Genomic DNA, 19497 nt, shown 5'->3' on the forward strand with positions numbered 1-19497 from the left:
CCTCCATCGTTCCTGGAATTACTTATTTAATTCTTTTCTACTTCCTGCTTTAATGCTTTTATCTCTTTTTCCATATCAATGATACGGTTGCATAATTCTGAATTTTCCCGCTGCAATACATTGATGTCTTCCTGTACCGGGTCCGGCAGATTGCACTGATCCATATCGCTGCGTGGAATTTTTACATTGTTACGTTTTACGATTCGTCCCGGAACACCTACTACGGTACAATTTGGCGGCACCTCTTCAATTACCACACTTCCGGCGCCGATTTTCGAATTCTCTCCTACGGTAAAGGAACCAATGATTTTTGCTCCGGCACTTACCATTACATTATCCTCTAAGGTCGGATGACGTTTTCCGGTTTCCTTACCGGTTCCGCCCAGGGTTACACCCTGATATAAGGTTACATTATCTCCGATAATTGATGTCTCTCCGATGATAACGCCGGTACCATGGTCGATAAAGAATCCTTTTCCAATTACTGCGCCCGGATGTATCTCAATTCCGGTTTTTCTTGCTGCTTTCTGTGAAATATATCTTGCCCGGAAGAAATGTCCCTTCAGGTAATGCTTATGTGCACGCCTATAACTAAGCATAACACGAAATGATGGATAAAGCAAAACCTCCATTGGAGATTTTAATGCCGGATCACGTTCCTTGATAATCTCAAATTCTTCTTTCAACTCTTTTATAAAACCCATGATTACAGCCTCCTGTTCACTGTATAAATTCTTTCCTTTATGCATGCAGGCATGCGATTTTTCTCGCGGAGCGTTTTTTGCTTTACAGGAAAGCAATTTCCTGTAAAGTAAAAAATCGTCTCTATATAAATATAGAGACGAAGTTATTCCGCGGTTCCACTCTAAGTAAAGCATTGCTGCTTTCCCTCAATACACGTAACGTGTGCTATTCGTTCCTGGCTACTTGCTTTCACCGGGACTGCTTCCGGATGCACTTCATATACTTTGGAATCAAGACTGCTTTCAGCCGATGACAGTCTCTCTCTTTTATTCACGCATGTATACTACTCTTTCCGTTCACTGCATTTATCAATTCATTTCTGAATCATTTTTAAATTCTTTTTACGCTACTAGTTTATGCACGAATTGCCATTTTGTCAATAGAAAAGTTATTTTCCGCATCCCGGGCAGCCTGCACAATTTCGTTCACTGCCTCCCACTGCTATGCTGTTTTCATAGATACTTGAGATAGCACAGATTGCCTGGGAGCTGATTCCATCTTCGCTTCCGGTAAAGCCAAGCCCTTCCTCTGTGGTTGCCTTTACATTTACCTGACTGACGTCTATCTTCAATGCCTGTGCAATATTTTCTTCCATCTTCTCAATGTGTGGACGCATCTTTGGCTTCTGGGCAATAATCGTAGCATCGATATTATCAATGACATAATTCTCTTTCTCTAAAAGCTGTCCCACTTCTTCCAATAATTTTATACTGGAAATCCCCTCATATGCCGGGTCTGTATCCGGAAAATGCTTTCCGATATCTCCTAAAGCCGCTGCCCCCAGCAACGCATCCATGATGGCATGCAGCAAAACATCTGCATCCGAATGTCCCAGCAAGCCAAGACTGTGCGGTATCTCCACTCCGCCTATGATTAATTTTCTTCCTTCTACTAATTTATGAACATCATATCCCATTCCTACTCGCATGTGATTTTTCCTTTCTTTTTCCGCTTTCTTCTTTACCTTCCTCCGCAGTGCGCGCACGAAGCGGCTCCACCTCTTCGCGCTCCCGGGCTTTCGCCCTATTTCCTTTCTCTTCCTCCGCAGTGCACGCACGAAGCGGCTTCACCTCTTCGCGCTCCCGGGCTTTCGCCCTATCAAAATCAAGAAAAATCCATCTTTGCCTGCAAGCAGTCAATCTGGATTTTCCTTGATTTTGGCACTGCTCAATGCTTACGGACATTATAGCATACTTTGATTATTTTCTGATACAGGTTTATAGATTTCTTTTTTCATATTATTTCCTGTTTTGTTTCATACTATAGTATCAGGAGGTATATTTATGAATTCTAAAAAAATTTTTATCTGGGGATTTATCTTTGTGGCTATCGTTGGAACTTTATTCCATTTTATCTATGACTGGTCTGGCAATAATTCTATTGTACGACTTTTTGCGCCATGGAATGAGTCCACATGGGAACACATGAAACTCTTATTTTTCCCGATGCTTATCTTCATTTTATTTTTGTTTTTTAAGCTTCCGGAACAAAATCCTCTCCCTGTAGCATTGTCCATTGGTGCACTGGCAGGATTGGCTTTGATTCCAATTCTCTTCTACACATACACTGGTGTACTTGGTTTCTCTGTTATGGCAATCGATATTGCTATCTTCTACATCAGCGTTCTGGGAGCTTTTCTTGTGGGATGGTTCTTAAAAGACAAACGTTCTCTTGCTGATCATCGCGCACTTGCTCTTATTTGCCTGGTGATTCCTGCTATTTTATTTTTTATCTTCAGTTTCTATCCACCTGAAATCGGACTCTTTCAGGAGCCATAATTTTTCCGCTTTTGTAATTGAACAAAGAATGTGCCTTGGCACATTCTCGCGCCTGCGGCGGTCGCTTGCGACATCTACCTTATACGCCGCAGTGCGCATCCTCGCGGAGCGTTTTTTACTTTACAGGAAAGCAATTTCCTGTAAAGCAAAAAAAGAATCTTGCATCTGCAAGATTCTTTTTCAGTAGCGGAAGGGAGATTTGAACTCTCGACACCACGGGTATGAACCGTGTGCTCTAGCCAACTGAGCTATTCCGCCATATTCAATTATTTGTTTTGGAATGGGACCTACAGGGCTCGAACCTGTGACCCTCTGCTTGTAAGGCAGATGCTCTCCCAGCTGAGCTAAGATCCCATATTCCTGCGGGTTACTCATCTGCAACCCGCTTTGCTAGTATACTATATAGGAATAGTGAAGTCAAGCACTTTTTCAAAAATATTTTTGAAATATTTAAAATTTTTGAAAATATTTCAAGATTCAAAATTACTCAAATAATTCTGTCAAGCTGCCGAATACCTGCCTTATGAGATACCTTTGCAAATCATATATCTCTCCGTACTCCCTACTCCTTCGCAATAAACAAAACACCCAGTGTTCCCGGTCCACAGTGGCTGGATACTACACCACCCGCTCTGGTCTCTAAAATTTCACGAAAGACATGAAGGTCATTAAGGTACGCACGTACTTTATCTACGATTTCCGGGGCACTGCCGGAATGAGTGATAAATACGCGTTCCGGCCGGGCATTCTTCATTGCTTCTTCCATGTCTTTCACATAAGAGAGCACAACCTTTTCCATATTGCCACGGTATTTCTTGCCCGGTCCCATCTTACCATCTTCCACACTGATGCGGGGATGGAGTTTTAACGCACCTCCTGCTAATGCAGCAAGTCCGCTGCATCTGCCGCCACGATAAAGATAGGTCAGTGTATCCACCACAAAGCTCGCTCTTACCAGTGGCTTTAATGTCTCAATATAGGAAGCAATCTCTGCTGCGCTCTTTCCCTGCTGTGCCATTTCGGCTGCTTCTATGACAAGAAGTCCGATACCGGTAGAAAGGTTTGCTGAATCGATTACAGTCACCAGATTTTCCGCATTCAGTTCTTCCGCTGCAAGACGCATGACATTCATAGAAGAAGACATCCCGGATGCAATGGCAAAACAGATAACCTCCTGACCTTTTTCTACATAAGGCTTTAACAATTCTACTGCCTGCTCTGCGGATGGTGCTGAAGTCTTTGGAGTGGTCTTGTGTTCATCCGACCAGTCAAAAATCTCCTGCGGAGTAATATTTACTCCATCCAGATATTCTTCGTCACCTAATAAAATGTGAAGCGGAAGAATGGTAATATCATAACGTTTTACCAGTTCTTCAGATAAATCACAGGTACTATCTGAAATTATCTTTACCATATCAAAAACCTCCCAAAATAAAAATTTACATTTCTTCCAGCAGACGCTCTACCAGTTTTACACAATCAGCTGCATCCGGGGAATAGCCATCTGCACCGATTTCATCTGCAAAGCTCTGTGTAATTGCTGCGCCGCCTACGATAATCTTGCTGTTGCAGCCGCGCTCTTTTGCCAGTTCTACCACATCCTTCATACGCATCATAGTAGTGGTCATCAGGGCAGAAAGTCCGATAATCTGGGCATTTTCTTTTAACGCTGTATCCACAATAATATCCGCTGCCACATCCTTGCCAAGGTCTAAAACACGATAACCATAGTTACGGAGCATCAGTGCTACCAGATTCTTACCGATATCGTGTATGTCACCTTCTACGGTTGCAATAATAATGGTTGCCTTTGGCTCTGCGTCCTTATCTTTGGAAAGCATTGGCTCCAAGTATTCAATGGCATGCTGCATGGTCTGCGCACTGGAAATCAGCTGCGGCAGGAAATAAATCTGCTTGTCAAAAAGAACACCTACTTCATTAATGGCAGGAATCAACTGTCCATTAATAATCGCTCCCGGTTCTTCTCCTGCTGCCAAAGCTTTATCTACTTCTTTTAAAATATTGCCCTTATTTCCCTTTAATACGCAGTCAAATACCGGATTTGCCGGCTCTAAAGTGCCTGCCGAAGCTGCGTTATCGGTTGCCGGAGCTTCCTTCTGTGCCCGTTGGTTCATCCGATTGATATAGCGGATATCGGAACCTTCTTTATGTAAAAGCATATCCGAAGCCACTGCCGCATTCATTAATAAATCCTGGGATGGATTTGCAATTGCCATCGTAAGTCCTTTTGCAATTGCCATAGTAAGAAATGCACTGTTTACATAAATACGTTCCGGCAGACCGAAGGAAATATTGGAAAGTCCACAGGCTGTAGCAAGTTTTAACTCATCCTTACAATACTGGATGGTATCAAAACATTCCAATGCTGCCAGCGGATTGGCACCTACCGTTGCTACCAGTCCGTCCACGATAATATCTTCTTTATGAAGACCGATTTTTAAGGCGGCATCTAAAATGGTACGGACAATCTGCCGCTTCTCTTCTGCGTCTTTTGGAAGTCCCTCGTCAGAAAGCGGAAGCAAAATAAACATTGCTCCATATTTCTTTGCAATCGGAAGCAATTTTTCGAATTTCTCTTTTTCTAAGGAAATAGAGTTAATCAAAGCTCGTCCCGGATAAATACGAAGTGCTGCTTCAATAATATCCACATGGGATGAATCGATACAAAGCGGACAATCCACTGTATAAGTAACCTCATGAATGGTATTTAACATCATCTGTTTCTCATCGATTCCATTCATACCCATATTGACATCCAGAATGGCTGCACCATTTTCTTCCTGCGCCCGTGCCATATCACGAACCATATTAAGGCTGCCTTCCCGAAGCTCTGCCTGCAATTTCTTCTTTCCGGTCGGATTAATCCGCTCACCAATTACCATAAATGGTCCGTCCAAATCAATTTCTACCGTCTTACGCTCGGAAGTAAGCACTCTTCGTCTTGGTGCTTCCACATGATGGATTCCCATTGGTTTTACTTTATCTGCCAATGCTTTGATATGTGCCGGGGTCGTTCCACAGCATCCACCAATAATCGAAACGCCTTCTTCGACTAATTTCGCACCAACTTCCGCAAATTCTTCCGGTGTGGTCTTGTATACCGTTACACCATCCTCTAATTCCGGTAATCCGGCATTTGGCTTTGCCAAAACAGGAACATAGGCATATTCTACGGTCTGGCGAATCGGCTCTAACATTTCCTCTGGTCCTGTGGAGCAGTTCATTCCCACTGCATCAGCACCCAGGCTCTGCAACGTAACTACCGCAGTTACCGGGTCTGTTCCATACAAGCTTCTGCCATCCTCGTTATAAGTCATACTTGCCATAATCGGCAAATCACAGGTTTCACGGATTGCCAGCACAGCGGCTCTTGTTTCCTGCAGACTCATCATGGTCTCAATGATAAATAAGTCTACTCCCGCATCTGCCACAACTTTGACCTGTTCTTTATAAATATCTACCAGTTCTTCAAACTGCAATTCACCCATCGGATAAAGCTGCTGACCGGTCATGGTAATATCACCGGCTACCAGCGCTTTTCCGCCTGCTGCCTCTTTTGAAATGGCAACTAATTGGTGGTTCATCTCTACCAGCTTATCTGCCAGTCCATATTCTTCTAATTTAATGCGGTTTGCAGTAAAGGTCGGTGCCAAAAGAATCTGTGTTCCAGCCTCCACATAAGCCCGCTGCAAATCTATCATGGTCTGTGGATGCTCTAAAATCCACTGCTCCGGGCAGACTCCTACCGGCATTCCTGCATTCTGAAGATTGCTTCCGGTTGCACCATCTAAGATAACCGGTCCATTTTTTACTAATTCCTTAAATTCCTCTCTTGTCATCTGCGTTCTTCCTCCTGTCGGATTGCCTCAATAATTCTCGCAATTAAGCCCGTCCGGTTAAATGGTGTCATAAAATAAAATCCGTCTGCAATATCATATAATTTTGCTGCGATTTCAACAGATAATTCAATTGCCACTTCTTCTGCCTCTTCTCTTGTCATATCTTCCCGATACCGGTTTACAATTTCATCGGAAACATGGATGCCCGGCATCTCATTTTTCACAAACATTGCATTCTTATAGCTTACCAGCGGCATAATACCGCACATGATTTTGGTGTCAATGTGTTCCTTGATATAAGTCAGTCTTTCCACATCTTTCTCGGTATATACCGGCTGTGTCAGGAAATAACCGCATCCTGCTTCCGCTTTACGCTTCATCCGTTCAATAATCGCATCCGGATTGGCGCCATGATAATTCAATGCACCACCATAATAAACCGGCTCCTGTGCAAAAACTTCTAAATTCATTTCCTTAACATACTGCATCAGTTTGATGGAATTGAAATCAAAAACAGAAGTCACTCTTTCGCGGTCTGCCCTTGAAACCGGGTCTCCTGTCACAATCAGGAAATGGCGGACATCATTCATATGCATGCCTAAAAGACCTGCACGCAACGCAATCACATTGCGGTCACGGCAGCTGATATGCGGCATTACTGCCACACCGGTCTTCTGCTGGATTTTCACTGCCAGCTGTCCGGCATCCATTCTCGCCCGCGCCATCGGGGAATCGGAAAGGGTAATCAGATCCACATTACATTTTCTTAAATCTTCTGCTCCTTTCATAACCTTGGATGCATCCTCGGAAAATGGCGGGTCCAATTCTACAATATAAGCCTTCTCCCCACGGGAAAGCTTCTCTTCAAAAATAGATGGAGTTCTTGTAACCTCCTGCGTTACTACATTTTCAATTTTCTTTGCTGCCTTCGGCACATCCTGTAACTCGCCAGAAAGCAAAGCAATATATTCCGGTGTGGTTCCACAGCAGCCACCTAAAATATCTGTACCAAGGGCTGCAATATCCTTCATTTTTTCTGCATAATAAGATGCATTATTGGAATAAATTGTCTTTCCTCGCAAAGTATATGGGTACCCTGCATTTGGAAGTGCTGATACGAATTTGTCACTGGAGAACTTCAGGTTCTTCATAAACTGATACATGTGGGTACTGTCCAGTTCACAGTTAAATCCATAGGCATCCACATTTTCCATCTCGGAAGCTTCTACTGCCACACGTTGCATGGAGAGACCTGAGCGGGTGTATCCACTCTTGTCAAACGCAAACTGCACCAGAATAAATGCGTCTGATTTTTCTTTGATATATGCCGTCACCGGCTCAATATAGGTAAAGTCACTCTGTGTCTCAAATACAAAACAGTCTGCACCACAGGAAAGGAAGGTGTCACAAATTTCTTTGTACTCCTGTAACACATTGTCATAATCCTGATGGTCAAGATCATAAATCGGTCCTAAATCTGCTCCGATAAATACCGGAATATTTTTTCCATTTTCTGCCTGAAATGCGGTTACTGCTTCCTTTGCAATCTCATAGCCCGCCCGGACTGTCTCTTTTACTTCCTGCATATCTGCAAGAAACATGGTATTTGCCGCAAATGTATTGGTGCGGATCAGCCTTGCTCCCGCACGCAGATATTCTAAATGAATCTCCTTAATCTGCTCCGGATTCTTGAGATTCTCCTTTTCTGCAATCACGGTATCTTCGCTGTATTTTTCCTCATAATAAGTGCCCATGGCACCATCGGTTATCAGTCTTTGTTCTTTGATATATTCTTTTATATTCATAGTATGCTCCAGTTTATCTTACATTTGAATTCCTACTAATTATATATGTAAGCTCCTTTTCCTGCAACTTAAAAATATAAATTTAATCCGGTGAGTTGCTTTTTTCATTTTCTGTGCTACACTGTTATTCATTGACAATGATATTTTCAAATACAAAGGAGTACACTTGATGAATTCAGTAAAGCTAATTGCCTTAGACATCGATGGCACCCTCTATAATAAAGACGGTGTCATTACCTCTTATAATAAAGAAATGATTCGAAAAGCCGTAGAAAACGGGATTACCGTTATTATCTCCACCGGCCGGCCTTATATCGGTCTTCCTGTGGATGAAATGAAGGAGCTTGGCATCCAATATGCCATTACTGCCAACGGTTCTGCGGTATACCGCGTCCCGGAAAAGGAACTGCTCTTAGATGAAAGCATGGATACCGATTTAAGTGTCCGGCTGTTACGCAAGCTCTATACGCAGTCTCTTCATATCGATGCCTTTATCAATGGTGACGGCTATACCCAGTTTTCCACCAGCGAGCTTACCAACCTATTAGATATTCCGGATTCCTTAAAAAAATATATCCAGACCACCCGGAAGACGATTACTGACTTAGCTGCTTATATCGAAGAACATAAACTTTGTGTTTCAAAACTGACTTTAAACTTTGCACCGGATGCAGATGGAAGCTATACCACAAGAGAAAAAACAAAAGAAATCTTAGACACCTTCCCGGAAGTCACTTATGTGTCCGGCGGTTTTCATAACTTAGAAGTTACCAGATGCGGCATTGCCAAATCCAAAGGACTTAAATTCCTCTGTGATTACCTCCACATTTCCATGGAAGATACCATGGCGGTAGGTGACAGCGAAAATGATCTCGATATCGTCAAAGCTGCCGGCATTGGCGTTGCCATGGGAAATGCGCAACAGCTCTTAAAAGATTCGGCTGATTTCATTTCCCTTTCTAATGAAGAAGATGGTGTTGCATACGCAATCGAGCGGTTCTGCTTTTAACAGAACCGCTCGTTGTATACGCTAGAACTTTGTACATACTTTATATTTATGTCGTAAAGTATTCATCGTATAGTCGTTATAATCTATTTTCTTATCCTTCTGAAGTCTTCCTAATACAATACCTGGATCACGATTTATTTTATTTGCAAATTTCTTAATAGCCTGTAAATCAAATTCACCCTGTCTTATAAATTCCTGATAATACCCTTTCGGAATCAGACTATCTTCTGCGAAACGATTCGCCGCTTCCTCCTGCTCACCACAATTTTTAATGTTTCATGTACTTACCATCTTCTACTAAAAAAAGACCTTGCAGAAAGGATTTCTCCTATCTACAAGGTCTTGCTCTTCTTTATTCCTATTTTTTATTTGAAGTATGCTACTCCACTTTCGAACAGCTTCATATCCTGCTCGCCATAAATGTTGACTGCAACAGATTCTCCACGACGCTCTGCATGAGCCATCTTACCAAGGACACGTCCATCCGGACTGGTAATTCCTTCGATTGCCATGTAGGAACCATTTACATTCCACTCTTCATCCATGGTTGGAACACCGGCTTCGTTTACATACTGGGTTGCCACCTGACCATTCTCAAAGAGCTTGTCTAACCACTCCTTCGGAGCAACGAAACGACCTTCTCCATGAGATGCCGGGTTACAGTATACGCCGCCAAGCTCAGCCTGTGCTAACCATGGGGACTTGTTGGTCACTACCTTGGTATATACCATCTTGGAAATATGACGTCCGATGGTATTGTAGGTCAGAGTCGGTGAATCCGGTCTCTGGTGTGTAATCTTGCCGTAAGGAACCAGACCTAATTTAATCAGTGCCTGGAATCCGTTACAGATACCAAGTGCAAGACCGTCACGCTCATTTAAAAGCTTGTTTACAGCTTCTTTCATCTTCTCATTACGGAATGCTGTTGCAAAGAATTTTGCTGAGCCTTCCGGTTCATCTCCTGCAGAGAATCCACCAGGGAACATGATAATCTGTGCTTCATCAATTGCCTTTACAAATACATCAACAGAATCACGGATGTCTTCTGCATTTAAGTTCTTAAATACCTTTACGGTTACATCTGCACCTGCATTTTCAAATGCTTTCGCACTGTCGTACTCGCAGTTGGTTCCCGGGAATACCGGAATAAATACATGTGGGCGGGCAACTTTGTGCTTGCAGACATAAATGTCTTTTGTATCGTAAAGTCCGCTCTTCACTTCTTCTGTTCCGGTGGTTGCTCTGGTTGGGAATACTTTCTCTAAAGTCTGTCCCCATGCTTTGATTGCTTCATCCATGGAAATGCTCATATCACCATAGATAAAGTTCTTGCTGTCATTTACTGCACCCACAACAGCTCCGTTTGCTGCAAGACCTGCTGCTGCAAGGATTTCCTGTGCTTTTGCAACTTTATTTTCCGGAACTTCTGCTACGATATTTCCAAAGCCCGGTGCAAATAATGTTTCTTTTGTTACATCTGCATTTACAGTAACGCCAAGTTTATTACCAAATGACATCTTGCTGACTGCTGCTGCAAGACCTTTTCCGTCTAATGCATAAGCTGCTACGATAACGCCTGTCTCAGTCATTTCATGAATTGCATCATAAAGCTTCATAACCTGTGCGTAATCCGGCATATCATAAGCATCTTTTTCGATGGTAAATAACATCAGCTTATCATTTTCTTTCTTAAGCTCCGGTGTGATAACATCTTTTTCTTTTGCTACATCAACTGCAAAGGATACCAGTGTTGGCGGTACATCAATTTCATTGAAGGAACCGGACATGGAGTCCTTTCCACCGATGGATGGAAGTCCGAAACCAATCTGCGCATTATAAGCACCAAGCAGTGCTGCAAATGGCTGGCTCCAACGACTTGGCTCCTCCGACATTCTGCGGAAGTATTCCTGGAATGTGAAACGAATCTTGTGGAAATCACCACCGGCTGTTACGATACGGGAAACAGACTCTAATACTGCATAAGCTGCTCCATGGTATGGGCTCCATGAAGATAAATATGGATCAAATCCGTAACTCATCATGGTTACTGTATCGCACTTTCCATTCATAACCGGAAGTTTTGCAACCATACTCTGTGTCTCGGTCAACTGATATTTTCCACCATATGGCATGTATACACTGCCTGCTCCGATGGAACCGTCAAACATTTCTACGAGACCCTTCTGGGAACATACGTTAAGGTCTTTTAATTCATTTAACCATGCTGCTTTCATATCGCCTGCTGCAACTGCTTCTTCTACAGCCTTTGTGCTGATTTTATTTAAATAATTCTCTTCTTTTACCGGAAGCTCTACCTTTACATCAGTCTCCTGATGTGCTCCGTTGGTATCTAAGAATGCTCTGGAAAGATTTACAATTTCTTTTCCTCTCCAGGATAATACTAATCTTGGCTCTTCGGTTACAACAGCAACTTTCACAGCCTCTAAGTTTTCTTCTTTTGCATAATCTAAGAACTGCTGTGCATCTTCCGGTGCAACAACAACTGCCATACGCTCCTGAGACTCGGAAATAGCAAGTTCTGTTCCGTCCAGTCCGGCATATTTCTTTGGTACTTTATCCAAATCAACTTGTAATCCGTCTGCAAGCTCTCCGATTGCTACGGACACTCCACCGGCACCAAAGTCATTACATTTCTTAATAATGTGGGCAACTTCTTCTCTGCGGAAAAGTCTCTGAATCTTACGCTCGGTAGGTGGGTTACCTTTCTGGACCTCTGCTCCACAGGTATCAATGGATTCTGTATTGTGTGCTTTAGAGGAACCGGTTGCTCCACCGCAGCCATCACGTCCGGTACGTCCGCCTAAGAGGATAATAATATCTCCCGGATCAGAAGTCAGTCTCTGAACGGCACGACGAGGTGCTGCTCCCATAACGGCTCCGATTTCCATTCTCTTAGCAACATAATCCGGATGATATACTTCTTTGACATATCCGGTAGCAAGTCCAATCTGGTTACCATAGGAACTGTATCCCTGTGCTGCGCCGCGAACCAGTTTCTTCTGAGGAAGCTTTCCTTCCATGGTATCTTTTACAGATACGGTAGGGTCAGCAGCTCCGGTTACACGCATTGCCTGATATACATAGGTACGTCCTGACAACGGGTCACGGATTGCTCCACCAAGACAGGTTGCAGCTCCACCAAACGGCTCGATTTCGGTTGGGTGGTTGTGGGTCTCATTTTTAAAGTTTACAAGCCATTCTTCTGTCTTGCCATCTACTTCAACAGGCACTACGATAGAGCAGGCATTAATCTCATCGGACTCTTCCTGATCCTGTAATTTTCCTTCTTTTTTCAGACGCTTCATTGCCATTAATGCAATGTCCATTAAGCAGACAAATTTGTCATCTCTACCCTCATACATTTTCTTATGTGTATCAAGATAATCCTCATATGTCTTTTCCATTGGCTCTTTGTAAAAACCATCTTCAAATGCAACATTTTTCAGTTCGGTAGAAAATGTGGTATGACGGCAATGGTCTGACCAGTAGGTATCCAGCACACGAATCTCGGTCATGGATGGGTCTCTATCTTCTTCTCCATGGAAATAGTTCTGAATATGTAAGAAATCCTTGAATGTCATAGCCAGTCCAAGGGAATCATAGAGTGCTTTTAATTCCTGCTCCGGCATATCCTTAAATCCGGTCATAATCTTAACATCTGCAGGCTCCGGGAACTCTGTTACCAAAGTCTCAGGCTTCTCCATGCCGGTCTCTCTGGAATCTACCGGGTTGATGCAGTGATGCTTGATTGCCTCTAACTGCTCAGCGTTGATATCTCCGTAAATAACATACGTTGTTGCGGTACGGATAACCGGCTCTTCATCCTCTTTTAAAAGCTTCACACACTGCTCTGCAGAATCTGCTCTCTGGTCGAACTGTCCCGGAAGGAATTCAACGGAAAATACTTTTCCATCCCCCATTTCAAAATTCTCTTCATAGACATCATCTACCGGCGGCTCTGAAAATACAGTCTGAACTGCTCTTTTATATACATCATCGGAAATGTTTTCAATATCATAACGAATCAGGACACGTACCTTATCTACTGCGCTGATTCCAAGATAACTCTTAATCTCTGCATGTAACTCTTTGGCGCGTACTGCGTAAGCGTCTTTTTTCTCTACATACACTCTTCTTACCTTACTCATCTTCTACCTCCTGAATGTTTACTTTCTTATGCTCATTATAGCACGGCATTATGAATAAGAACAATTAATATATTTAATTTTATTTATAAGAGTTACTAATGTTGACACAGTTATAAGTGTCACTTATAATAAAGGAAAATATGCAAGATATGCATTCTGATATGATAAAGGAGCCATTATGGATATTAATTACGAATTATATAAAGTATTCTATCACGTTGCTACTTCCTTAAGCTTCTCGGAAGCCAGCAAGCAACTTTACATTTCCCAGTCTGCAGTAAGCCAGTCCATCAAGACCTTAGAAAAGAAATTAGAGCAGCCGCTTTTTATCCGGAGCACCAAGAAAGTCCAGCTTACTCCGGCAGGACAGGTTCTGTTAAAACACATTGAGCCTGCCATGAATCTCATCGCCCGCGGGGAAAACCAGCTCTTAGAATCCAATACTCTTGGGTTGGGGCAGCTTCATATTGCTGCCAGCGATACTATCTGCCGCTATTTTTTAGTACCTTATTTAAAAGAATTTCATAAAAAATTTCCCAGCGTTCCCATCAAGGTTACCAATGCAACCTCTCTTGGCTGCGTTGACCTCTTAGAGCAGGGAAAAGTCGATATTGCCGTTACCAACTGCCCGAATGTACGATTAAATCAATCCTACATCCGCAAAATGGTACTGGATTTTACGGATGTATTTATTGCGAATCCATCCTACTTTAATTTAAAACAACAGGAATTAAGTTTCCGGGATTTAACAAAATATCCTCTGCTGATGCTCGATAACAAGAGTACCACCAGCGAATTCATGCACAATCTCTTCCTCTCCCATCAGTTGGAGCTGATTCCGGAAATTGAACTGAGCAGTAATGACCTTCTGATTGACCTTGCCCGTATCGGTCTTGGTATCGCCTGCATTCCGGACTATTGCTTGAAACATGAATCTAAGGATTTGTTTATCTTAAAAACTTTAGAACCTCTTCCACGAAGACAGCTTGCTGTCTCCGTAAATCCGAATCTTCCGATTCTTACTTCTACGGAAGAATTCTTAAACCTGCTGCCGACATTATAAATGCATTTCCTCCCAGAAGGCTGTCAGCTTTTCTTCCAGATTGGAAAGTTGGCACACACTCCGCTGTTCCCACTCTCTTGGGAACAGCCGCTGATAATCATTCTGCAGAAAGCGTTCATCCAAAAGCTCGATAATTCCCACATCTTCTGCAGTCCGGATAACGCGTCCCGCTGCCTGAAGTACCTTATTCATCCCCGGATACCGATAGGCATAGTCGAATCCCATACCCTCTTTCTTATCATAATACTCTTTTAAAATTTCCCGCTCATTGCTAATCTGCGGCAGACCGGTTCCTACGATAATTGCGCCAATCAACTGCTCCCTCTTTAAGTCAATTCCTTCTCCAAAGATTCCGCCCATGACACAAAATGCCACCAGTGACTCCTCTTTTTCTCCCTGAAATGCTTCTAAAAAAGCTTCTCTTTCTTCTTCCCGCATGCCGGATTCCTGACAGATGCAGGTAATTGTTTCATCCGTCCGTAACTCAAATGCCTCATGCACTTTTTTCAGGAAAAGATAGGATGGGAAAAACACCATATAATTGCCCTTTTTCTTCTTTATTGTACGATAAATATAATCTGCAATCCTTCCGTATTCTTCCGGTGTTCTTCTGGTATATTTACTGCTGACATCATTTCCGATTAACAAAAGTCTCTTATCCCGGGAAAATGTTGTCTTTGCATAAACCGCATAATTATCCGTTTTATTCGTCAAAAGCTCCTTATAATACTGAACCGGCAGCAGCGTTGCCGAGAAAAAAATCGTAGCATTTCCCTTATCCAGACACTCCTGCAGATTAAAGGACGGATCCACGCAAAAAAGCTTTATGACAAATCTGCCCTCTTCATCATGCTGTCCGTAAATCACATAATGCTCATCCACACGCTCATAGATATTCAAGAAATTTCTCAATTCAAAATAAAAATCAAGAACCACATCCCGCCCCGGGAACTCCGGATTCTTCTGCATATATTCTTCGATTTTTGCTGCAAGACGCATACAGGAGAAAATAAGATTCGGAATGCTTTCGTAAATCTGATAATTTTCGCATTCTCTCTTATATTCCAACATCAGCTTATTGCATTTACCCAGTTCTTTCTCAATGGCAGAGCTTCTTGGCTTCATAATTTTCCGCACTGCAAGAATATCTTCTTTGACAAGGACGGCACTATACATCTCCCGCCCACGCTCCACAAGATTGTGTGCCTCATCCACCAGAAAGATGTAATCACCCTTGATGCCATCTGCGAAAAAACGCTTTAGATACACATTCGGGTCAAAGACATAATTATAATCGCAGATAATATTATCCGCCCAGGTTGCCGTGTCCAGACACATTTCAAAAGGACAGACCTGATATTCTTTTGCATGTGCCAGCAAAACTTCTCTTGTCAGATTATTCTCCTTCTGCAATAAATCATAAACCGCATCATTTACCCGGTCAAAATGTCCCTTTGCATAAGGACAGCTTACCGGATTGCACTCCACTTCTTCCCAAGGACACAGTTTCTCTTTCGCCGTAATCTGCACACTCTTTGCCTGATAACCCTTTTCACATAAAATGCCAAGGGTCTCTTTTGCCACATTTGCGGTAACAGTCTTGGCAGTTAAGTAAAAAATCTTATCACCTAATCCTTCTCCCACTGCTTTGATTGCCGGATATAATGTAGAAATGGTCTTGCCTACTCCGGTGGGTGCCTGAATAAACAGATTCTTTTTTCTGGCTATCGTACGGTAAACTCCGGCAGCCAACTCTTTCTGTCCTTCCCGGTATGGGAACGGAAATGCCAGTTCTTTAATGGATGCCTGCCGTTTTTTCCGCCACTCATACTGAAAATCCGCCCATTTCTTATATTTTAAAATCAAATCCGAAAACCATTCCTGCAGCTGCTGCATGGTATATTCATAAGAAAAATATTTCAAATCTCCGGTATCGAGATTTCCATATGTCATCTGAACATTGATTTTCTGTAAATCATTCTGGATTCCATATATGTACGCATAGCACTTTGCCTGTGCCAGATGTACCTTTATGGGTTCTTCCAATAAGTCAAGGCTTAAATATACGCCTTTTATCTCATCAATGGTAACTGTTTCTTCTATTATAATGCCATCTGCCCGTCCCCAGATTCCAAGCTCATAATTTTCTTCCTCAATGATAATATTCAAAGGAACCTCGGCATGGTAGGTGCTTCCCATCTTCTTTTGAATCTTCCGATGGAGTCTACTGCCCGCCTGCATGGCTTCCATCGTATCAAGACTGGCTCTGCGGTTATCAATGTCTCCGGAACGCAAGATAAACTCCACCAGATTTCGTACCGATATTCTTATCTGCTCACGTTCCATTCCGCTGTCACCCCATTTCATCCCATCTTATACTTATTTCTATTTATGCTATTCACTATTTTTTCTATTTATCAATTTTTGAAAAATCTCATTTTTCTAGCAGACTTTAAAGGAATTAAAACGTATTCTCATTTCATAATAACAAAAAAATACCAGATAGAAAAGACAATATCCAAATTGTCCGCTACCCGGTATTTCTTCTTACCTTATGAACCTGTATTTTCTGGCTGCCAGAAAACCTGTGTCATCATTTAAGCAGTTGCATACTTGCTTAATACATTCTCAAAGTTCATATCATGTCCGCCATACTTAACAGTAAGCTCTCGATTCAGATCAAGACTTAATACTCCAAGAAAAGACTTTGCGTCAATTATTACTCTATTGTATGAAATATCAATGTCAAAATCACATTTTCCTGCCTCACGTACAAAGTCTCTAACCTCTTCTGTGCCAGTTAATTTGATTTTCTTTTCATTCATTTTTTTCACCATCCTCAAAAAAATAACTGATTTACTTTTGATTCTTGAGCATTATGACACCATTTCTTTTTTTTGTCAATTTTCGCTTACCATCTTAGTATATGAATTTTATGAGCATTTTACACAATAAATTTTTCTGTTTTTCTCCATTTTGGTCTTACCAAAATTAGTTTGCCTGTCACATTTTGTCGTTTTTTATGGTACTTTAGTCACATTTACAAGTTTTTTTTTACTCAGTCAATATTTTTTATCGTTTTTCACAAATTTTTGTGTCAAAAAATAAGGGAATAAGCCTCGCATTCCTTCAAAAGTCTTCAAAAAAGCTCCAAATTCCATCATTATTCCTAAACTTCTTTCTACACATAACATTTACATAATACTTACTATTGCACTTTTTTCCGTACATTCAGCGTTTTTCCATATAAGTGGACATTTCGTGTATTATAACGTGATTGTATCACTCATTAATTTCGCCGATTGTCAATCATGCAAGTATCTTGACTCTCTTGCACTCATTATATTACGTCTTTCGAAGATATCCAGATCCGCTTTTTCTTGAAATATACTATCTCTATAATAATAAGAAGAACGGACACTCCGATTACTGCCAGATAACCATATTTCCATTGAAATTCCGGCATTCCCGGAAAATTCATTCCATACCAGCCTGTAATTAGTGTCAATGGCAAAAAGAGCGTTGTTACAATGGTCAGAATACTCATAATCCGGTTCTGGTGAATATCAATCTGCGTCTGATACATTTCACGGATTTGCTGTAAATACTCGCGGATTGTCTCTACGTAATTATGCAGCCGCTCCACACGATTCATATAGCGTTCCCAGCCCTGTTCCTCTTCTACTAAAGACTCCCGGTTCATATACATCTGCATGAAATCTCCCATATTCATTAACTGTTCATAATATGCCCGGCTCTCTGAAAGCTGCTTCCGGTAACGCATTATTACTTCATTAAAATGCTCCGGTATCCTCTTAATTACAACATCCTCTACCTTCTCCAAATTTTCCTCTATCTTTTGCAGATAAAGAATATCATTGTCAATTAATGCATTACAAATAAAGAGCAACACCATATGAAGTGTGCAGCCATCAAACATATCATTTTTGACCTTTGCCAATATTTCCTGTAATTCCTCATCTTCTTCTATTAAAAATAGTTTATTTTCAAAGAGATAAAAGCCAAAGGAAAACTCTTTTTCCTTTTTACTTCCCTGTTTTGGTACATGTATAATCCCCTGTACACATTCATGAAATGCCTCTACTTTGCTATAGCGGATAAAACGCATGCTGCTAATCAGATTCTTTCGATGCGGATAATTTCCTTCTAATTGCTGAAATTCTTCCATATTTAATAGTATTATCTGCGGTTCTGATTCCTTTTCTATATTTTTCCCATTATCCCTTGCTAAAGAAAGTTCTCCTGATGCCGCATGCAACCAATACCTGTTCATTTCTCTTACAGCTCCCTTCCTCACAATCCTGTTTTCATTCATCACATATTTTCTTCTATGTCAGTAGACTGCCCTTTATAAAACTTCTCTTTCATTACTATCTCTTAGATTTTAACACTCTTTGTCTATTTTATACCACTTTTCTTTTTTATACAAAATTTACTGCTAATAGCTGTTTGTGAATTCATGCTAAGTCTGCCGATAGCTTCTTACGAATACTTGACACAAACGAGAAACACGCTTTGCGAGTTTCTCGCTACTCGCATAACAAAGAATGTGCCTTGGCACATTCTCGCGCCTGCGGCGGTCGCTTGCGACATCTACCTTATACGCCGCAGTGTGCATCCTCGCAGAGCGTTTTTTACTTTACAGGAAAGCAATTTCCTGTAAAGTAAAAAAAGAAAGTATAGAATATACTTTCTTTTAAAGAACAGGGGTGGAAGGAATCGAACCCTCCTCTGGAGTTTTGGAGACTCTTATTCTACCGATGAACTACACCCCTATATGCTAAAATGACGTACAAGTACGTCACAATAGGTTTGTTTTGTAACATACCTTCAAAACTTCATACAGGAATCCGAAAACTTTATTTCTAAGATGGTCATCTCAAATGCTTCGCATTTTCGATGTCATTTGCAGGCAAATGTTCGTCCGGCTTAAGAGCTGTTTCCGCAGATAAATCTGCTCCACATCTCTTCATCCGTCCTACCATCTTACTGCTTTTTGGTCAAGCCCTCGACCGATTAGTAACAGTCAGCTCCACACGTTACCGTGC

General features: G+C 41.7%; 12 protein-coding genes, 3 tRNA genes and 1 other annotated feature. Of the genes, 3 read left to right on the forward strand and 12 right to left on the reverse strand.

All coding sequences use genetic code 11. The features are described 5' to 3' along the window. Nucleotides 1-26: 26 nt before the first annotated feature. Nucleotides 27-704 carry a serine O-acetyltransferase EpsC gene (gene epsC / locus DWX96_RS12830; RefSeq protein WP_022242902.1) on the reverse strand — a complete coding sequence of 226 codons (678 nt, stop codon included), beginning with the start codon at nt 702-704 and terminating at the stop codon, nt 27-29. Nucleotides 705-834: 130 nt separating this feature from the next. Beyond that, nucleotides 835-1053 (reverse strand) — a binding site (T-box leader). Between the two features lie 79 nt (nt 1054-1132). Beyond that, a complete protein-coding gene (ispF, locus tag DWX96_RS12835) occupies nt 1133-1672 on the reverse strand; it encodes a 2-C-methyl-D-erythritol 2,4-cyclodiphosphate synthase (protein ID WP_022242903.1) in 540 nt (179 codons plus the stop codon). Between the two features lie 355 nt (nt 1673-2027). Here ispF and DWX96_RS12845 point away from each other — a divergent pair, with 355 nt between their 5' ends. Then, nucleotides 2028-2522, forward strand: coding sequence for a DUF6512 family protein (locus tag DWX96_RS12845; RefSeq protein WP_118057672.1), 495 nt, complete (start codon nt 2028-2030; stop codon nt 2520-2522). Nucleotides 2523-2706: 184 nt separating this feature from the next. Here the strand turns inward: DWX96_RS12845 and DWX96_RS12850 are convergent. The 5 genes from DWX96_RS12850 to DWX96_RS12870 all read right to left on the reverse strand — a co-directional run bounded on the left by DWX96_RS12850 (nt 2707) and on the right by DWX96_RS12870 (nt 8187). Then, a tRNA-Met gene (locus DWX96_RS12850) sits at nt 2707-2780 on the reverse strand. A 23-nt stretch (nt 2781-2803) separates the two neighbouring features. Next, a tRNA-Val gene (locus DWX96_RS12855) sits at nt 2804-2876 on the reverse strand. A 208-nt stretch (nt 2877-3084) separates the two neighbouring features. Continuing rightward, a complete protein-coding gene (locus DWX96_RS12860) occupies nt 3085-3936 on the reverse strand; it encodes a DegV family protein (protein ID WP_118057671.1) in 852 nt (283 codons plus the stop codon). A gap of 25 nt (nt 3937-3961) precedes the next feature. Continuing rightward, complete coding sequence (locus tag DWX96_RS12865; RefSeq protein WP_118057670.1) at nt 3962-6382, reverse strand: homocysteine S-methyltransferase family protein; 2421 nt, start codon at nt 6380-6382, stop codon at nt 3962-3964. Continuing rightward, nucleotides 6379-8187, reverse strand: coding sequence for a bifunctional homocysteine S-methyltransferase/methylenetetrahydrofolate reductase (locus tag DWX96_RS12870; protein ID WP_118057669.1), 1809 nt, complete (start codon nt 8185-8187; stop codon nt 6379-6381). Before DWX96_RS12870 ends, DWX96_RS12865 begins: the two co-directional genes overlap by 4 nt. Before the next feature lie 169 nt (nt 8188-8356). On the opposite strand from DWX96_RS12870, the gene DWX96_RS12875 reads away from it, so the two are divergent. After that, the gene (locus DWX96_RS12875; protein WP_022242649.1) at nt 8357-9196 is read left to right on the forward strand and encodes a Cof-type HAD-IIB family hydrolase; all 840 of its coding nucleotides are present in this window, start codon (nt 8357-8359) and stop codon (nt 9194-9196) included. 365 nt (nt 9197-9561) lie between these two features. Here the strand turns inward: DWX96_RS12875 and DWX96_RS12880 are convergent, their stop codons facing one another. After that, a complete protein-coding gene (locus DWX96_RS12880; protein WP_118057668.1) occupies nt 9562-13365 on the reverse strand; it encodes a phosphoribosylformylglycinamidine synthase in 3804 nt (1267 codons plus the stop codon). A gap of 178 nt (nt 13366-13543) precedes the next feature. Between DWX96_RS12880 and DWX96_RS12885 the strand changes: the two genes are divergently transcribed. Beyond that, entirely contained in the window at nt 13544-14428 is an 885-nt protein-coding gene (locus tag DWX96_RS12885; RefSeq protein ID WP_022243377.1) for a LysR family transcriptional regulator, read from the forward strand. Here the strand turns inward: DWX96_RS12885 and DWX96_RS12890 are convergent. The 4 genes from DWX96_RS12890 to DWX96_RS12905 form a co-directional block, all read right to left on the reverse strand. Next, nucleotides 14423-16774: an ATP-dependent DNA helicase gene (locus DWX96_RS12890; protein WP_118057703.1), complete on the reverse strand. Its 2352-nt coding sequence runs from the start codon at nt 16772-16774 to the stop codon at nt 14423-14425. The two genes, DWX96_RS12885 and DWX96_RS12890, sit on opposite strands and share 6 nt — an antisense overlap. A gap of 251 nt (nt 16775-17025) precedes the next feature. Continuing rightward, nucleotides 17026-17253 (reverse strand): HPr family phosphocarrier protein, encoded by a 228-nt coding sequence (locus tag DWX96_RS12895; RefSeq protein WP_022243379.1) that lies wholly within the window; start codon nt 17251-17253, stop codon nt 17026-17028. Nucleotides 17254-17768: 515 nt separating this feature from the next. Then, entirely contained in the window at nt 17769-18722 is a 954-nt protein-coding gene (locus DWX96_RS12900; protein WP_022243381.1) for a magnesium transporter CorA family protein, read from the reverse strand. Between the two features lie 431 nt (nt 18723-19153). Then, nucleotides 19154-19224 (reverse strand) — tRNA-Trp (locus DWX96_RS12905). Between the last annotated feature and the right edge of the window lie 273 nt (nt 19225-19497).

The sequence above is a fragment of the Roseburia sp. AF22-2LB genome (assembly GCF_003461125.1).
In the GTDB taxonomy this organism is placed as follows: domain Bacteria; phylum Bacillota; class Clostridia; order Lachnospirales; family Lachnospiraceae; genus Roseburia_C; species Roseburia_C amylophila.